We start from the raw sequence: 18,482 nt of genomic DNA on the forward strand, positions 1-18,482 counted from the left end.
TTTGGGATTAATCGTGATGATGATTTTCCACTTTTTCTATCTTCTCTATTTTAATTTTTTGGTCAAGCAACGGAGCCGACTCTACAACAACGTTATGACTTGCAACACCATAAGCGGTGAAATCATTACTTCCCAGTTTTTTAACAAAATTATAAATATTAAGAATGATTTTGTCTCGGATTGTCAACAAGAAGTCATTAATATAAACATTATCAATAATCACAAATTTCAAATCTGGCGGAATGTTGTGTGCTCTCAAAGATGGATGTGAACTTCTTGACGGGATAGTACCTTCTTCCATCATTTCGTTTAGAATCTGCTGGAAATAATCATTGATTCTTCTATCTCTCTTGAATCCAAGTAAGAAACTGATTTTATAAATTGTTCCAGGCAAAACCTCTTCCACATGATATTTGAAACTGTAAGGATCTTCCTGATTGACAATATTTAAAATAAAATAATGATCGGCTCTTTTAGGTTGTGCACGAATTATTGAATAAATAATTTTCGATTCCACTTCGTCGTCTCTCTTTGCACGACTGATGAAAGCAAGATTGGTCGCATACTTCGGAATCGTTTCATCCAACTTCATATCCTTAATCGTAGAAATATATTTTTCCAGTTTTACAAACTTGATGAAAGTCGTTTTGATGATTCTACCGTTGTACCAGGCGTACATACAAACTCCGATAAAGCCGGCTAATAAAACAGACATCCAACCACCATCAAAGAATTTGATAATGTTGGCACTGAAAAACCCACCTTCTATCACGAGATAAATCAAAGCGAATAATGCAATGTAGATTTTTTTTGTTCTAGATTTTAAGAACCAGAAAATCAAAAGAATGGTTGTCATCAACATCGTAACTGTAATGGAAAGTCCATAAGCAGCTTCCATTTTGCTCGATTCTTTAAAGTAAATAACGACGATGAAACAAAGTAACAAAAGTCCCCAGTTAATTTTCGGAATGTACATTTGACCTTTGATTCCTGAAGGATATTCGATTTCTTGATTGGGCCAGAAGTTGAGCGACATTGCTTCTGAGAACATTGTGAAAGCTCCTGTGATTACAGCCTGACTTGCAATGATTGCCGCAGCGGTCGCCAAAACAACAGCAGGAATTATAAACCATTCTGGCATAATACCGAAGAATGGATTTTTTCCTTGGAAAACTTCGTGATAATTATTCAAAAGCCAAGCACCCTGACCTAAGTAATTAAGAATCAGCATTGCTTTTACAAAAATCCAGCTCACTCGGATATTCTTGATTCCGCAATGTCCAAGATCAGAATACAATGCTTCCGCACCTGTTGTACAAAGGAACACCGCACCAAGAATAATGATTGCGCTAGGCGAACTATAAATTAATTTAACTGCATAATAAGGATTGAAAGCTTTTAAAACCAAAGGATGATCTATCAAATGAACCAATCCAAATCCACCTAAAACAAGAAACCAAAGTACCATAATGGGGCCGAAAAACTTTCCGATAAAACTGGTTCCAAATTGCTGAACGACAAAAATGATAATTAGTATAATCAATGTTATAGGAACAACAGGTGGTTTATGTGTTACCAATTCTAAACCTTCAATCGCAGAAATAACGGTCATTGATGGTGTGATGATACTGTCAGCAACCAAAGTTGCAGCTCCGATTATGGCAACAATATAAAGCCATTTTTTCTTGAATCGTTTGACCAAAGAATAAAGCGACAAGATTCCACCTTCACCTTTGTTATCAGCTCTGAGAGCGATAATAACATATTTGATTGTAGTTTGTAGAGTCAATGTCCAAATGATACAAGACAATGAACCTTCTATGTATTCTTCAGAAATAATTCCTCCTTCTCTTCCTGCGTTGATGATGGCTTTCATTACGTACAACGGTGAGGTTCCGATGTCTCCGAAAACGATTCCTAATGAAACTAAAACGCCAACTGCGGAAAGTTTTTTGAGGTCAAAATGACCGCTGCTATCTTGCGACATAATAAAGTCTTATTGTGAAAATAATTCTGCAAATTTAGATTATTTTACAGATTGAGAAATTTTTTTGATGAAAATGTAATATTCGAGAAAATAGTAATTCTGGAATTCATCTTCGTAATCGTTTCTCATATTGATTTTAGAGATAATTGATGAAGCTCCAAAATTTTCTTTTTTTCAAATAATCCAAGTTTTGGTCATTATCGTAAGCTTCTCGTTCAAAGCTGATATTCCGGTAAGCGAGATGTGGATTTTTGTATTTCAAATATTTGATATAATATTCTGAAAGATACCAAATGTAAAAAGGAATAATCAACAATTCCATTTGCTGACGGATATGGATTTTTTCGTGATTGATTAAGATTCTATTTTGTCTGTAATCTTTTTCTCTCAGCAATATAAACGGAAATAGTGTTATCCCCGAAATTTTAGTATTTTTGAGTAATCTTTGACAAACAATAATTATCATAAATCAAAGATAAAAATTTTGGTATAGTTTTTAACTTATGAAACTAAATGACATCAAAGAGAATGAAGACTTTTATTATAACGAACAAGGTTATAAAGTTTTTACAGAAAAATTCCATTTGAAACGTGGTTATTGCTGTAAAAGCGGATGCAGACATTGCCCTTATGGTTATGATAAAAAGACGGATACTTTTATTAAAAAATCAAAAAATTAAATAAAATGAAATCGCATTGCGATTCCATAGTTCTTTAAAAATATTAAAATCTACATTATGAAAAAATATTTCTTCATATTACTAGCGGCAGTTTCTTTGGGAATGACTTCTTGTAGCCCTTTCCAAGTGAAATCGGATTATTCTGCAACAGCAAATTTTGCAAACTACAAAACGTATTTGCTAAGAACCGACGATTTGAAAATGAACGACCTTGACAAAGACAGAGTTTTGAATGAATTGTCAAAACAAGTTCAGGCAAAAGGTTTAACTTCTGCTCAGAATCCTGATTTGATTATCAATGTAAAAGCATCTCACAAAAAAGTTCAGGACATTACCACTTCTTACGGAGGCGGTTTCGGCTGGGGAAGACCTTGGGGCTGGGGTGGAGGCTTCGGTATGGGAAATACTTGGACCAACAACTATAACAGCGGAACAATCGTGATTGACATCATCGATGCAAAAACTCAAAAATTGGTTTGGCAAGGTACAGGAAGTGGAATTTCTGTAGATTCTCCAAAGTCAAAACAAAAACAAATCCCGCAAGTTGTGGCTGAGATAATGGCTAATTATCCACCGCAAAAAGGGAAATAGTTTTTAGACTAATAGACTGATAGAAAAAAGATAAAACCGTAGAATTTTCTGCGGTTTTTTTATTCTGATATTTTCGTTGTCATCAGTTCTTTTGCTTCTTTCATAACTTCTGATTTCTTTTCTTGATTGAGTTCCAAAACATTCAATAAATTCTGATTATTAAATAATTCTTTTACCAATACACATTTGTTCTCCAATAATTTTTGTTTTTGTTTTCCGTCCAAAGTTGTAAGACAAGTAATCGGATATAGTGCATTTTGGTCAACCAGATTTTTAATCGACTTATTCACAGGAAAATCCCAAGACAATAATCTTAATCCATAATATTCTGAAAAAGCAACAGAATCTTTAGTAAAATAAGTATTAGTAATCAGCCAACCGTCTGTAAATTCGGTTTTTGTTCCGAAAAGATTATACTGAATATTAGAAATATCTTTGATTCTCGATAGAACATACATTGGCGTTGTGACGGAGATTTTCGTGTCTTCTGCATTTCGGAATTTGCATTCTACCCAATAAGTTTTATCATCTTTTTTAGCAATAACATCCGCTTCGTGAGTCACCGAATGTCCTTTTATCAATTGTCCCGTTTCTGTTTTGTAACCGATGTTTTGAAAAACTCTCGAAATCCATTGCTCAAAATAAAATCCCGCAGGTCCCAATTCCAGCAAAGCTTTTTTTAGGCTGTATCTTGCAGCGGCAGAATTTGATATTTTTTTCAACTCATCAAACGCCATTTTATACAACTCTCTCGTCGTGATTCCGTCAAAGCAATTTGGTAAAATATTTTGGAGTACTTTTTTGATAGAATGATTGTTCGCACCAGAATTTCTAAGAGAACTTTCTAGTTTTCCAATTTCAAATTCTACCGTTTCGCCAGCATTATTTTTGATTTTCATATGATATGTGAAATTTTACTCTATGTCCTAATTATAGCTTAAGGGACTTAGTAAAAATAAAAAAAGTTTTATTACTAGTTAACTTATTAATAGATTCCCACCTCTTTCCAGAATCATTCTCTACATTTGTTGCATGAAAATCCTTGTTGTTGAAGACGAAAAAGAGCTTTTAAAATCGATTTGTGATTCGCTGGTTCAAGAGCAGTATCTTATTGAAACTGCCGAAGATTTTGTTTCTGCAAGCGAAAAAATCGGGATGTATAATTACGACTGTATCCTACTCGACATCATGCTTCCCGGCGGAAACGGGCTTCAGCTTTTACAGCAATTGAAAGATTTGGGCAAATCTGAAAACGTCATTATTATTTCCGCAAAAGATTCTCTGGATGACAAATTGAAAGGTCTTGAACTAGGAGCCGATGATTATTTAACAAAGCCCTTTCATAATGCCGAACTCAACGCCAGAATAAAAGCCGTTCTGCGCAGAAAAAATCTCGATGGGAAAGATTCAATCATCATTTCCAATCTTGAAATGGATCTTACAGAACGTAGATTGACGGTAAACGGAGAAAATCTTGCACTCAACAGAAAAGAGTTTGATATTTTGAATTATTTCCTGCTCAACAAAAACCGTTTGGTAACGAAAACTGCTTTGGCGGAGCATGTTTGGGGCGACAATATCGATCAGGCAGATAATTTTGATTTTATTTATTATCAGATTAAAAATTTAAGAAAAAAACTTCAGCAAAGCGACGCTGAAATCGAAATCGAAGCCATCTACGGAATCGGCTACAAACTGAAAGAAAAATGAAACTCCTCAACCGATCTCTTCTCCACCTCATGTCGTGGCTATTGCTTATCGTAAGTCTTTGGTCGGTCGTGTTTTATTTTAATATGCTCGACGAAATTAAGGACAGCGTAGATGAAGAGCTCGAAAATTACAAGCGGCAGATTGTTTCCAGAGCGGAAAAAGATTCCACGATTTTGCAGCAGAAAACATTTGATGAAGGTTTTTTTTCGGTAAATCCTATCAGCAAAAATGAAGCGCTGAATTTTAAAGACACCTACGAAGACACCGAAATTTATGCCCAGGATGCCGATGACGAAGCTCCTGAACTGGAACCTGTACGGGTTTTAACAACCGTTTTTGAGCAGAATGGAAATTTTTACGAACTGAAAATTTTCAACAATATGGTTGAAGAAGACGATCTTGTGAAAGAACTTCTCTGGGACGCCGCAGGATTGTATGTGCTTTTGATTTTCAGTATTTTAGTGATTAACAATTTGGTACTTCAAAAATTATGGAAACCGTTCTATGAATTGCTTCATGAATTAAAAAATTACCGACTCGGAGCAGGAAAAACGTTCCCGAAAGCAGAAACAAAAACCAAAGAATTTGCAGATTTACAGGAAGCCGTGACCACACTTTTGAATTACAGCGAAAAGACGTACGAGCAACAAAAAGAATTCATCGGAAACGCTTCACACGAACTTCAGACTCCTTTAGCCATCGCCATCAGTAAGCTTGAACTGTTGATGGAAAGGGAAAATTTTAGCGAAAATCAGGCAGAAAAAATTGCGGAAATTCTGGAAATTATCGAAAGGCTGGTTCGACTTAATAAATCACTTTTACTATTAACCAAGATTGAAAACAAGCAGTTTTTTGACAATAAGGAAATTTCGCTAAACGAAATCGTTGCAAAAAACATCAACGATCTTGAAGATATTGCTGATTTTAAAGAAGTTAAAATTTCATCGCAAGAAAATGCCCAACTTTCTGTCAATGCCGATTCAGTGTTAATGAATATCATCGTTTCTAATCTTTTGCGAAACGCTATTTTCCACAACATCAAAAACGGAAAAGTGGTAGTTGAAATTTCTGAACATTATTTAACGGTAAAAAACACAGGAAATCTTCAATCTTTAGCACAGGAAAAAATTTTTACTAGGTTCCAGAAAAATAAAGAAAATCAGTCAGGAACAGGTTTAGGACTGGCGATTGTAAAAGCGATTGCCGAGTTGTATGAATTTTCTGTTTCGTATGAATTTAAAGGAGAGATGCACGAGTTTAAAGTGAAGTTTTAGAAGTTAGGAAAAATTACTTTTTAGTTCAAAAACCGAATTCCCACCTCTTTCCAGATTTCTTCCCAAAATTTTCCCGATTCGTACTGTTGATTTGCAGTATGAAAACACTGAAACAGATTTTAATATTCGGAACCATTCAATTTTTGGGATGCTTTTTAGCAATGTCACAAACTTCATCTAAACCCGTAAAAGTTTCTCACGCAGAACCTATTTTTCAAGATTTGGTGAGAGATCTCGGTGCGAGAAAAGGTGAAAAAGAATTCAACATCGGAGCCGATTTTGCAAGCACTAAAAATTACAGAGAAAACGGATATTTGGCGGAATATGAATTTGCTCCCATCAATCGATTAGGTCTGGAAGTGGAAACCGATTTTTCATTTTTCAGTCCGAAAAACGGGACTGCAAAAGAACAAATTCCCGGAAACCGTTTGGATGGAATCAGATTTTCGGCGCAGTATTCTTTTTTTGTTTCAGAAAAGGCCAAAACTTCTTTAGCAATCGGTTATACACAGGTTTTGGAGTTTAATGATTTTAAAAATTATGGGAAAGGGAAATTTATTACGGGATTAACGTACAGTCCGTTTTTTGTTGCGGCAAAAAGATGGGGTTCTAGTATTCATACTTTGGTGTACGCATATCCAAAAATCCAACATCAATTTGGCGAAAGTGGAACTCCTGTGGATTGGGAAATCAACAGTTCTGTGATGTACACACTTCCCAATACAAGTCATTTTATTGGTGTGGAAGTAAATAAAGAAATCAGTCACGGGAAAATGGTGGTGACTTTACGACCGCAAGTTAAAATCAAGATGAATTCTCATTTTGCAGTTGGAGTAGTCACAGGAATTCCTATGAATCATGATCAACAGAATAATTCTTCTTTCTTTAGATTGATTTATGAACCTTGATTCCCAAATGTTTCCCAAATCGTTTTAGATATTAGCAATATAAAATTTAAATTATGAAAAATTTAATTTTAACAATCAGTGTTTTATGTTTAAGTTTTAATCACATTTCAGCGCAGGATATTCATCAGAATGAAGTTCCATCGGTTATTTTAAACCAGTTCCAAAAAAACTTCCCAAAAGCTTCGGATATCGATTGGGAGATCAAAGGTAACCTTTATGAAGTGGAATTTGAAACTAGATTCTTAGGTGATGACCACAAGATTCTCTATTCCAGAGATGGAAAAATGGTTAGGCATGATGAAGAAATCTCCAAAAATAAACTTCCAAAAACTGTTTTAGCAACTATTAACAAGTATTATGCGGGTTACAAAGTAGATGACGTAAAAAGAATTTTCAAAAACGGGAAAACGATTTACAAAGCCGAACTGAAAAATCATTCAATCGAATGGAAAATTGTTTTTGACAGTCAAGGAAGAATTTTACAGAAAAAAGAAGATTAAGATGAGATGTTTTTTGAGTGTTATAATTTTACTATTTTTTGACTTCAACCTTTCTGCACAGATCAGTGCGCCAGGTTTGGGACACGCCAAAACGGCGAGCTGGTTTGCTGCAGGGTTTAAACAAAAAATGAATGAAAATTGGGAGTCTATGACTTATTTCGGAATGGGAAGAACGAGTGAAAATGCTCTTGATTTTATAGGAAAACCTGCGATTTTGGTCCTCAATCAAGAATTTTATCATCAGTTGAAAAACAATTTGCAATATTCATTTGCTTTAAGTTTAAGAGATCAAAAAGTACAAAATTCTGAAAATAGAAAAACTATTGATCAGCAGGAAATAAGGTTGTACGGTAGATTGTCTTATGCTTTTAAAGGTGAGAAATTCAAAATCACACCAACTTTTAGACAAGAATTTAGAAAGTTTTTCGCCCCAAAAAGTTTGGAAGATGCAGAGTCTTTTGCATTTAGAAGTAGGTTTCGGTTGCAATTAAGTATAGATTTAAATCAAGACGCATCCAAAAAATTGATTTTGAGTTCGGAACAATTATTTTCAACAGAAAAAGGTGCAGTTTCAAAAGAATGGAGTGACATGCAATACCACGAAAGTCGGTTTTTAGCCTATTATTCGGTGACTCCCAAAAACTCGTCTGTCACTTTTGATATTGGTTATATGAATAATCTAGTGGGTAGAAATCATCCATACGATGTGAGTTATCTTGCTTTGGACATAGTTTTTATTGGGAAACATAAAGATTAGTAATTCATTCCACAAACCAAATTTCAAATCGACTTCCTTGTTCCAAAGGTTTATAATTGAGATAACCCTTATGCGCTTCGATGATACTTTTACTCAATGTCAAGCCAATTCCAGAGCCATTACTTCTCGTCGTAAAAAACGGAAGAAAAATCTTATCCTGAATTTCCTTTTGGATGCCGACTCCGTTGTCTTCTACAATCAAAACAATTCGTTTGTTTTGAGTTTTAATTTCGGTTTTAATCGTTCTTTCCACATTGTCAGAAACGGCATAAATGGCGTTGAGATAAAGATTGATTAAACAACGTTCAATCATCTTTTCATCAGCAGAAATTATATGATTTTCCAAAGAGTTGATAATCGTAATATGATTTTTTTCAAATTCTGGTTTGAGGAAATTAAGAGCAGATTCTACAATATTCGTCAAAGAAATGGTTTTGAAAACTGGTTTTGGAAGTTCGGCAACTTGTCTGTAATCATCCACAAAATTCAGCAGTTGTTTCGATTTTGAATTGATAATCATCAGACTTTCCTTCATATCCTGTTGGTCTTCTTTTTCGATAATTTCCTGATTTGCAATGTATTCTAGATTCTGAATCAAACTATTGACAGGCGTTAAAGTATTCAGAAGTTCGTGAGAAATCACTTTCATCAGATTGTTCCAAGCTAGTTTTTCTTTTTGTTCGATAATTTTCTGAACCGATTCTAAACTGATGATGCAGAAACGATGTTTCGCATTCTGAACTTTTTTCGTTCTGAGAGAAAACGATTGTTTCGCATTTTCATTAATTGAAATATCAAAAAATTCCTGAGAGTTTTCGTAGTTTGTCTGTTCGATGATTTTGTAAAAATCTGGCGCTTTATTTTCGTAGAGATTCCAAGAGTTATATTTTGGAATTTCTAGAATTTCTAAGAAAACAGGATTCACGTAAAAAACGTCCCAATGATTATTTTTTTCTGTCAAAATCATCAATCCGATTTCTAATTGATTCAGGATTTCCTCATACAAAAGTTTGTAGGAAGACAGCGAAAGATGTTCTTCTTTGCTTTGATAATAAAGTTTTACCGCATTATCGACCAACGTATTTTCTTCAGTTTTAGGAAATAATGAAAAATCCTTTTTCTGAATCGCCAAAAGCAGTTTTTCCGTTTTCTGAATGTATGATAAAGCCGAAGTTTGCGCCAAAATAATGCACACCAAACTTACCAATGAAAATAAAGTGCAATTAATCCATTTGTTTTGAGAATAAAAATCAAACGCAAAAATTCCACTGACAATCGCAAGCAAAATAAAAATCAACCAAACAAAACGACTCGAATTCATCAATTAATTATTTAAAAATCCATCAACCAAAAACTATCAACGAACAACCAAATCATAATTCAAATTTTTCCATTCTTCTGTACAATGCTGCTCTCGATAATCCCAAATCTTCCGCTGCCAAAGAAATATTTCCTCGATGTTTTTTCAATGCTTTTTTAATCAGGATTTCTTCCATTTCTTCGATGTTTAGATTGACGATTGTTTTCTCGGATTCTTCATCCTGAGGCATCAGCAATTTAAGATTTTTCTCGTTGGAAAGAATCACGCTTCTTTCGATGCAATGGTCAAGTTCACGGATATTTCCCGGCCAAGAATAATGTGTTAATTCTGAAATTAAAACTTCATTTAAAACCAAATCAGGTTTGTGATATTTCTGTTTGTATTTTTCCAAAAAATAATCAGCTAAATTTGAAATATCTTCAATTCGTTCTCTCAAACTTGGAATATTCAACTCAACCGTATTGATTCTATAGTATAAATCTTTTCGGAAACGGTTTTCAGAAACGGCTTTTTTAAGGTTTTCATTGGTTGCAAAAATAAATCTCACATCCAATAGTCGCTCTTTGCTTTCTCCAATTCTGGACAATTTTCTATTTTGAATCAAACTCAATAATTTGGTTTGAAGATGAAGCGGAAGATTCCCGATTTCGTCAAGGAAAACCGTTCCGTTTTCAGCGTTTTCGATTTTTCCGGCATAATCCTGATGTGCATCTGTAAATGCTCCTTTTTTATAACCAAATAATTCAGCTTCAAAAAGATTTTCCGAAAGACTTCCCAAATCGATATGAACAAAAGGTTGGTTTTTCCTTTCAGACAGTTCGTGAATGTTTTCTGCTAAAACATATTTTCCGGTTCCGTTTTCTCCCAAAAGCAGAACATTAGCGTCGGTGGCGGAAACTCGTTCAATTTGGTCCATCACTTCCTGCATTGCAGGAGATTTTGTTTCAAGCTGATATTGATTGGTTTTGATACTGACATTTTCCCACTGATTCAGCTTTTTGTTTTTCCTCGAAACATCAACTGCGAGATTGACGGAAGCATATAATTTTTCGTTATTCCAAGGTTTTAGAATAAAATCGGAAGCGCCATTTTTTAACGCCTCAACAGCCAATTCCACTTCTCCATAAGCAGTCATCAGAATAATCGGAAGCTGAGGTTCTAAAGTTTTGATTTCCTGCATCCAATACAAACCGTCTTGTCCGTTTTCAAAACCTTTTCGGAAATTCATATCCAAAAGAACCGTGTCAACTTGTTGTTCGGATAAAAATTTCAAAATATTTTTGGGCTGACTGAGACAACTGACTTCCGTGAAAAATTTCTTAAGCCAAACTCTCGCCGAAAACAAAATGTCCTCGTCATCATCCACAATTAAAATATGAGCTTCTTTTTTTCGCATTTCTTTTTATTTGGTTGTCGGTTGACAGTTTTTGGTTGATGGTTGTGATTGTAGCATTTTAGAAAAAATTTAAAAACAATCAACTAACAACCGACAACCATCAACTAAATTTGTTCGTTTTCGCACAAAAAGTGTCCGATAATGAACAGTTTTAAAATTAATAAATTGATATTTGATCACATTTACAGAGAGTTACAAGATTATAAATTTGTGGCACTTGCATTGTGTAATTGTCTGTAAGTAAAATAGTTATCTAAATATGGATACGAAAATAGTAAAAAAGAAATCTAAACTAAAATTTGTCTTAATCATTGTTGCTTCCGCGGCAGCAGTTTTGGTTTTTGGATGGTATTTCCTCAAGCAGAAAAAAACTTATAATGTAAAATCGGAAGATATTACGATTGATGAAGTAACCAATGGAAAATTCGAAGATATGTTGATGGTAACTGCGCAGACGCAATCTCTTAATTCTTCTCTTGTAAATGTTTTGGAAGGCGGTGCTGTAAAAGAAATTTTTGCGGAAGATGGACAAATGTTAACTAAAGGACAACCAATCGCAAGAGTTTATAATCCAAATACGGAATTCAATTATCTGAATCAGGAAACAGGAATTATGCAACAGATCAGCCAGATGAGAAGTTCGCTTTTGGAATTTAAAAATCAAGAATTTAATCAGGATAAAGAACTGTTACAGTCTCAGAATGATTATAATACGGCGTTGCAAAGTTTTAATCTTCAAAAAAGATTGTACGATGCGGAAATTGGAAAGAAAACCGATTATGATATTGCACTTCAGAATTTGAATTATCAAAAAGACAGAAAACAAATCGTAGAAAAAGGGGCTTCTAATGAGAAAATTTCTAGAAATTCTCAGTTCGCAGCGATTAATAATTCCATTAATCAAATGGAAAAAAGTTTGAATTTCCTTCGTTCCAACAAAAATAATTTCCTGATAATGTCGCCTGCTTCTGGAAGGTTGTCATCATTCAATATTTCGCTTGGACAAAATTTGACGACTGGAGAAAGCATCGGAAAAATCGATTTGATGGGCGGTTACAAGTTGGTTGCAAAAGTTGATGAATATTACATCAATAAATTAACCAACGGAATCAAAGGAAGTCTGGATAACAATGGAAAAGAATACGAAGTGATTATCACGAAAATCCTTCCGGAAGTGAAAGACGGACAGTTTTCAGTTGAATTAAATTTCATTGATGCAAAAATTGAAAATCTTAAAATCGGAATGACTTTCGGGGTAAAATTGAAATTGTCTGCCGACACACAAAGTATGATGATTCCGAAAGGGAATTTCTACAAAGACACCAATGGAAAATGGATTTTTGTAGTGAAAAATAACAAAGCTGAAAAACGAAACATCAGTCTGGGAAGAGAAAATCCTCTTTATTATGAAGTGACTTCTGGATTGAAACAAGGCGAATCGGTCATTACTTCAGATTATTCTGAATTGAAAAAATATGAAATTTTAGATATTAGAAAATAGACTGGATAGATAATAGACATTAGACAGAAAATTTAATTCAATTACTAATTTATAATAGGCTAAGAACTATCAACCAACAACTAAAAACAATCAACTAATTATGATAAACATCACCAACCTTTCAAAAATCTATAAAACCGAAGATGTTCAAACTAACGCGCTTAACAATGTAAGTCTGCAAATCAAAGAAGGCGAATTTGTTGCAATAATGGGACCTTCAGGTTGTGGGAAATCGACTTTTCTTAATATTCTTGGTTTGCTGGACAGCGCTTCTTCAGGTTCTTATCAATTTGAATCAACAGAAACCATCGGAACTTCTGAGAAGAAAAAATCAGACATCAGAAAGAAAAACATCGGTTTCATTTTCCAGAATTTTAATTTGATTGACGAATTAACGGTTTATGAAAACATCGAATTGCCATTGATTTATAACGGTATTTCTTCCTCGGAAAGAAAAAGAAGAGTGGAAGAAATTATGGAGAAAATTAACATCGCTCACAGAGCAAAACATTATCCACAGCAACTTTCCGGAGGTCAACAACAGAGAGCGGCGGTTGCAAGAGCTTTGGTAACAAGACCAAAATTAATTCTTGCCGATGAGCCAACTGGAAATCTAGACAGTTCCAACGGAAACGAAGTAATGAATCTTTTGGCAGAACTTCACAGAGAAGGTTCTACGATTGCAATGGTAACGCACTCTTCTTATGATGCGGGTTACGCTTCCAGAATTGTGAATATGAAAGACGGCGAGATTTTCAGCGAGGAACATTCTTCTCAAAGAAAAGATGTCTTCGAAAAAGCAGACGCAAAAAACTTTGAGTAAAAATTTAGTTGATGGTTGTCGGTTGTTAGTTGATGGAGATTCTCAAAACTAACAACAATCAACTAACAACAATCAACCCAAAATCAACAATTATGCTAAACAACTGGCTCAAAATTGCCTTCATCAATTATAAAAAAAACTGGCTTTCCACGATTATCAATCTGTTTGGATTAACGATTGGTTTGACCGGATTTATGCTCATTCTGATGCATTGGAATGATGAAGAATCCTACGAAAAATGGAATCCGAAGAAGGAAAATATCTACGCTTTCCAAACTCATAACAAGGCAGAAAATACTTATGGAAATAATATTTCTGTTCCAATGGCGGAACGCGCTGTAAAAGTGATTCCCGAAGTTAAAGATTATGTGTTGTTCAACGGCTCAGGAATGGGTTATAAAATGACTACGAAATACAAAACGGTTTATCAACAGGACGGGATGTCCGCTTCTGAAAGTTTTTTCAATTTCTTCCCGTTCAAATTGGTTTCAGGAAGTTATAAAGAGGCATTGAAAGGCGATAAAGTGATTGCGCTTTCCACAAAAGCGGCCAAAAATCTCTTCGGGAAAACCAATGTCGCAGGAGAAACTGTGAAAATCAATAATAAAAGTTTTGTTGTAACCGCAGTTTATGAATTGCCGACCGAAAATAGCCAGATAAAACCAGAATTTATCATCGCACCTTTTGAGCAGATGAAAAATGATAGAGAACAATGGGGAAATTTCAATTACGGATGTTTCTTTTTGCTAAAACCGGGAACAGATGTGGAAGCTTTACAACAGAAATTCTACGACAATATCTTTTTATTTAGAGCAAAAAGAGATGCAAAAGATGATGGTGTAACTCCTGAAAAATATTTGGAATTATATGGTCCAACAGGAAGTTTGTTTACACCAATTGATGAGATTAAACTACACGCCAAAGCATCTTGGTTTGGAACTGGAGATTTCAAAACGATGATGATTCTCTTCACGCTTTCTGTTCTGATTGTTGTTTTGTCAGCTATTAATTTTATTAATCTGAAAACAGCTCAGGCTTCTCAAAGAGCTAAAGAAATAGGCATAAGAAAAGCGATTGGAAGCACAAAGTCAAATCTTGTTCTTCAGTTTTTATTGGAAACTTTTGTGATTTGTTTTGCTTCCTATCTTCTGTCTTTAGCTTTAACAGAATTGCTTTTGCCAAGTTTCAACAAGTTCTATAATAAGGAAATCGTGATGAATGACTGGCATATTTACTATTATTCATTTGCTATGGTTTTGGCGGTTACGTTGATTTCGGGATTGATTCCGGCAACTTATCTCGCCAACTTCAAAGCTATTGAAACTTTGAAAGGAAATTTCGCCAGAAGCAAACACGGCGTTTGGTTAAGAAACGGAATTTTGACTTTACAACTCATCATTTCATCATTCTTCATCATTGGAGGTTTGATTGTCAATAATCAGGTGAAATATATGATGGACAAAGATCTTGGTTATAGTGGAAAGCAAGTTTTGTTAATTAATTTCAGTGAGAATGATGCAAAACCTTGGTTAAAATACGAACGTATCAAAAATGAGATGAGAAAAATCCAAGGTGTTGAGGCGGTTTCTTATGGAGAAGCTGTTCCGGGAAGTGGCAGATTCAGCAATTCCAATATGGATTATATGGACAAAAGTATTTTCGCTCAGCACGGTTCTATGGATTACAATTACCTTCAGTTTATGAATGTCAAATTGAAAAAAGGACGTTGGCTAGACCCGAATCTCGCATCTGACACTATCGCTAATGTTTTGGTCAATGAGGCTTTTGTGAACAAATTTGGATGGACAGATGACCAAGCTTTCAAGAACGAATTCCGTCCGGGATTTGACAATAAACCTTATCATATTGTAGGAATTGTAAAAGATTTTAATATCCTGAATCCCAGAAAAGCTGTGGAACCTATCGTGTTTTTCCATTACAGGGAAACAGAATGGAAACGATACGATGTTTATAATATCCAGTTGAAATTAAAAGCAGATGATATTGACGGGACTCTGAAAAGAATCAAAACCTATTGGCAGAATAATGTAGAACCGGGTTATCCTTTTGATTCTTATTTTATAGATAAAAAATTTGCTGAAAGTTTTGTGAAATATCAGAAACAGCAGACTTTGTTTACGATTCTGAATGCAATGGTTTTAATGGTAGCATTGCTCGGACTATTCGCTTTATCATCATTGATGATTGAGCAGAAACTGAAAGATGTCGCCATCAGAAAAACTTTAGGCGCATCAGACGGAACTTTGATTGTTGGATTAACGAAACAATTCCTTTGGATAACGACGATTGCGGTTCTCATAAGTATTCCAATAAGTTACTATCTTATGAATGAATGGCTGAAAGATTTCGCTTACCGAATTGATATGCCGATTTTTCCATTCGTCCTCAGTTTGATTTTATTATTGATTTTGACATTCGCTGTTGTGAGTATTAAAGCTTATCAAGCAACAAAAGTGAATCTTGTGAAATATCTCAAATACGAGTAATCAATTATTAATGGTTAATTATCAATGATTAGCTAACCATTTACAACTAATAATTAACCATTATGATAAAGAATTGGCTCAAAATAGCAATCATCAATTATAAAAAAAATTGGCTTTCCACAATCATCAATATTTTGGGATTGAGTGTTGGGTTGTGCGTTTTTCTGTTGATATTTATTCATTGGCAAGATGAGAAATCTTACGAACAATGGATTCCGAATAAGGAAAATATCTATATGGTAGAATTTCAGGTGGATAAAGATGCATACAATCCAGTCGTGAATTATCCATTTTTAATCAATGCTAAAATCAAATTTCCAGAGATAGAAAACTATTCAGTAATCAATAATTGGATGGATTATAAACAAAAGCTGTTAGCTGATGGACGTTCTACTTTTACCAATCCCATTTTTGTAACAGAAGATTTTTTTAAGGTCTTACAGTTTGAAAAATTAGTGGGTTCTTATGAAAATATTTTTGTTGATGATAATTCCATCGCCATTTCAGAAGATATTGCCAAACAGCTTTTTGGTGATAGTTATTTGCAATCGATTGGTAAAACGATTACTACCGATAGCGACGGTAAAAAATTTGTGGTGCAGGCTATTTACAAATTACCGAACAAAGATCAAAAAACTGTTTTTCGTCCAGGATATCTTATCAGACAACCGTTTATCAATGATAATAAAGAACAGTGGACAAATTACAGCTACATAGGTTTTTTCAAGCTGAAACCGGGAACGGATATCCATCAATTAGAGGCGAAGTTGTCCAAAATGCAGTCTGATCACGAGAAAATCAGTGCTAAAAAATATGGTTGGAGCATTGATTATGACACCAAAGCCTGGCTTACAAATATCAAGGACATAAAACTGGATGCAAAGTCAAGCGGGATTGATAAGGGAGATAAAAAGTCATTACAAATATTATTGTCGCTTTCAGTCTTACTTTTGATTTTGTCTTGCATCAATTTGATTAACCTAAAAATTGCACAATCATCCCAAAGAGCCAAAGAAGTTGGAGTAAGGAAAGTTATAGGAAGTTCTAAAATGGCTCTCATTATACAGTTTTTATTAGAAATATTTTTGCTTTGCTTGGTGGCTTACATATTAGCTTTTGCAATTGTTGAGATGATCCTGCCTTCTTATAACAAGTTTTTGGGTAAAGAAATAACTTTGGATAATGCCAGTGTTTTTATCTATACGGGTTTTTTGTTAGTCATTTTTTCGGTGATTTCAGGAAGTATTCCGGCGATTTATCTTTCTAATTTTAAACCTATCAATACTCTGAAAGGGAATTTTGCAAGAAGTAAACAGGGCGTTTGGTTGCGTAACTCGATTCTCACTTTACAGCTTATTATTTCATCGTTTTTTATCATTTGCTCACTGATTATCAATACGCAGGTTAACTATATGATGAAGAAAGATCTTGGTTTCCAGGGAGATCAAGTATTTCAGATCAATTTTAATAAAACCAATTATATAGATAAAAATTTTAATGTCAGAAAATTCGAATTGCAAAAATCTAAGATCAAACAATTTCCTGGCGTTATTGATATCACATCTTCAGCGCAGACAATGGGAAATGGTGTTAGCAGTACATCAGGAGCTAGATATGTCAAAGATTCTACAAAAAGTACAGGCGCAGGTGTCGGAGCTATTGATTTTAATTATTTTGATTTCTACAAAATAAAGTTTGTAGCTGGAAGAGACCTTAATCCAAAATTAACTTCCGATACCGCAAAATCAATCGTAGTAAACGAAGCTTTGGTTAAAGCATTAGGTTGGAATCCTAAACAGGCATTAGGCAAAGAACTCTCCAGCGGGATGGACGACAAACATAAACGTATGGAAATTGTTGGGGTTGTGAAAGATTTCTACTATGCCGGCGTTCAAGATAAGGTGCAACCGGTTATTTTCTTCAATTACAGTAGAAATTGGGCAAAAAATCAGATGACGAATCTGCAAATCAAATTATCTGGAGATCATATCAATGAAAATGTCGAAACAATTAAAAAGTATTGGGAAACAGAAGTGGAACCTGGTTATCCTTTTAATGGCAATTTTGTTAACAAACAATTTGCCAAAACTTATGAAAGATTCCAGAAACAGCAGACGCTTTTCACAACTTTAAATATTGTGGTTTTGGTCATTGCATTGTTAGGATTATTCGCTTTGTCATCCTTATTAATCGAACAAAAATTGAAAGATGTTGCCATCAAAAAAACTTTGGGAGCAGACGAAAGAACAATTGTCTGGGATTTAACCAAAAGGTTTTTATTGATTTGTGTAATTGCAGTTTTCATCAGTATTCCATTTGGTTATTATGCGATGAACGAATGGCTGAAAGACTTCGCTTACAGGATCGATATGCCGATTTGGCCTTACGTTTTGAGTTTGTTTTTATTATTGATTTTAACATTCTTAGTCGTGAGTTTCAAAGCTTACCGAGCAACCAAAATCAACCTTGTTAAATATCTGAAATACGAGTAAGCTGGGAGCTGGGTGAAGGAAGCTGGAAGGTTTGC

16 protein-coding genes are annotated in these 18,482 nt (G+C 34.4%); 11 read left to right on the forward strand and 5 right to left on the reverse strand.

Annotated elements, in window-relative coordinates:
- Positions 1 to 7: 7 nt before the first annotated feature.
- Both DRF58_RS01370 and DRF58_RS01375 read right to left on the reverse strand, forming a co-directional pair.
- Entirely contained in the window at positions 8 to 1,987 is a 1,980-nt protein-coding gene (locus DRF58_RS01370) for a KUP/HAK/KT family potassium transporter (protein WP_116031953.1), read from the reverse strand.
- Between the two features lie 136 nt (positions 1,988 to 2,123).
- Positions 2,124 to 2,450 carry a hypothetical protein gene (locus tag DRF58_RS01375; protein WP_116032019.1) on the reverse strand — a complete coding sequence of 109 codons (327 nt, stop codon included), beginning with the start codon at positions 2,448 to 2,450 and terminating at the stop codon, positions 2,124 to 2,126.
- A gap of 40 nt (positions 2,451 to 2,490) precedes the next feature.
- Here DRF58_RS01375 and DRF58_RS18325 point away from each other — a divergent pair, with 40 nt between their 5' ends.
- Together DRF58_RS18325 and DRF58_RS01380 are read left to right on the forward strand one after the other, a co-directional pair.
- Positions 2,491 to 2,667, forward strand: coding sequence for a DUF5522 domain-containing protein (locus DRF58_RS18325; protein ID WP_157966692.1), 177 nt, complete (start codon positions 2,491 to 2,493; stop codon positions 2,665 to 2,667).
- Between the two features lie 57 nt (positions 2,668 to 2,724).
- Positions 2,725 to 3,258, forward strand: coding sequence for a DUF4136 domain-containing protein (locus DRF58_RS01380; RefSeq protein ID WP_116031956.1), 534 nt, complete (start codon positions 2,725 to 2,727; stop codon positions 3,256 to 3,258).
- Positions 3,259 to 3,317: 59 nt separating this feature from the next.
- On the opposite strand, the gene DRF58_RS01385 is transcribed toward DRF58_RS01380, so the two are convergent.
- Positions 3,318 to 4,157, reverse strand: coding sequence for a restriction endonuclease (locus tag DRF58_RS01385; RefSeq protein ID WP_116031957.1), 840 nt, complete (start codon positions 4,155 to 4,157; stop codon positions 3,318 to 3,320).
- A gap of 133 nt (positions 4,158 to 4,290) precedes the next feature.
- Between DRF58_RS01385 and DRF58_RS01390 the strand changes: the two genes are divergently transcribed.
- The 5 genes from DRF58_RS01390 to DRF58_RS01410 all read left to right on the forward strand — a co-directional run bounded on the left by DRF58_RS01390 (position 4,291) and on the right by DRF58_RS01410 (position 8,407).
- On the forward strand, positions 4,291 to 4,968 hold the full coding sequence (locus DRF58_RS01390) for a response regulator transcription factor (protein WP_116031960.1): 678 nt from the start codon (positions 4,291 to 4,293) through the stop codon (positions 4,966 to 4,968).
- Positions 4,965 to 6,242, forward strand: a complete 1,278-nt coding sequence (locus DRF58_RS01395; RefSeq protein ID WP_116031961.1) for a sensor histidine kinase — start codon at positions 4,965 to 4,967, stop codon at positions 6,240 to 6,242. Before DRF58_RS01390 ends, DRF58_RS01395 begins: the two co-directional genes overlap by 4 nt.
- 98 nt (positions 6,243 to 6,340) lie before the next feature.
- A complete protein-coding gene (locus DRF58_RS01400; RefSeq protein WP_116031964.1) occupies positions 6,341 to 7,150 on the forward strand; it encodes an HAEPLYID family protein in 810 nt (269 codons plus the stop codon).
- A 53-nt stretch (positions 7,151 to 7,203) separates the two neighbouring features.
- On the forward strand, positions 7,204 to 7,650 hold the full coding sequence (locus DRF58_RS01405) for a PepSY-like domain-containing protein (RefSeq protein WP_116031967.1): 447 nt from the start codon (positions 7,204 to 7,206) through the stop codon (positions 7,648 to 7,650).
- A 13-nt stretch (positions 7,651 to 7,663) separates the two neighbouring features.
- Positions 7,664 to 8,407: a DUF2490 domain-containing protein gene (locus DRF58_RS01410; protein WP_157966693.1), complete on the forward strand. Its 744-nt coding sequence runs from the start codon at positions 7,664 to 7,666 to the stop codon at positions 8,405 to 8,407.
- Between the two features lie 4 nt (positions 8,408 to 8,411).
- On the opposite strand, the gene DRF58_RS01415 is transcribed toward DRF58_RS01410, so the two are convergent.
- Both DRF58_RS01415 and DRF58_RS01420 read right to left on the reverse strand, forming a co-directional pair.
- Entirely contained in the window at positions 8,412 to 9,728 is a 1,317-nt protein-coding gene (locus DRF58_RS01415) for a sensor histidine kinase (protein ID WP_116031972.1), read from the reverse strand.
- A 52-nt stretch (positions 9,729 to 9,780) separates the two neighbouring features.
- Entirely contained in the window at positions 9,781 to 11,124 is a 1,344-nt protein-coding gene (locus DRF58_RS01420; RefSeq protein WP_116031974.1) for a sigma-54-dependent transcriptional regulator, read from the reverse strand.
- Between the two features lie 259 nt (positions 11,125 to 11,383).
- On the opposite strand from DRF58_RS01420, the gene DRF58_RS01425 reads away from it, so the two are divergent.
- From DRF58_RS01425 to DRF58_RS01440, 4 genes are all read left to right on the forward strand, one after another.
- Positions 11,384 to 12,625 (forward strand): efflux RND transporter periplasmic adaptor subunit, encoded by a 1,242-nt coding sequence (locus DRF58_RS01425; RefSeq protein ID WP_116031976.1) that lies wholly within the window; start codon positions 11,384 to 11,386, stop codon positions 12,623 to 12,625.
- 100 nt (positions 12,626 to 12,725) lie between these two features.
- Entirely contained in the window at positions 12,726 to 13,448 is a 723-nt protein-coding gene (locus DRF58_RS01430) for an ABC transporter ATP-binding protein (RefSeq protein ID WP_116031979.1), read from the forward strand.
- 92 nt (positions 13,449 to 13,540) lie between these two features.
- Positions 13,541 to 15,955, forward strand: a complete 2,415-nt coding sequence (locus DRF58_RS01435) for an ABC transporter permease (RefSeq protein ID WP_116032021.1) — start codon at positions 13,541 to 13,543, stop codon at positions 15,953 to 15,955.
- A 62-nt stretch (positions 15,956 to 16,017) separates the two neighbouring features.
- On the forward strand, positions 16,018 to 18,447 hold the full coding sequence (locus tag DRF58_RS01440) for an ABC transporter permease (RefSeq protein ID WP_116031980.1): 2,430 nt from the start codon (positions 16,018 to 16,020) through the stop codon (positions 18,445 to 18,447).
- The last annotated feature ends 35 nt before the right edge of the window (positions 18,448 to 18,482 follow it).

Origin of the sequence: Epilithonimonas hispanica (assembly GCF_003385395.1) — a bacterium.
In the GTDB taxonomy this organism is placed as follows: Bacteria; Bacteroidota; Bacteroidia; order Flavobacteriales; family Weeksellaceae; genus Epilithonimonas; species Epilithonimonas hispanica.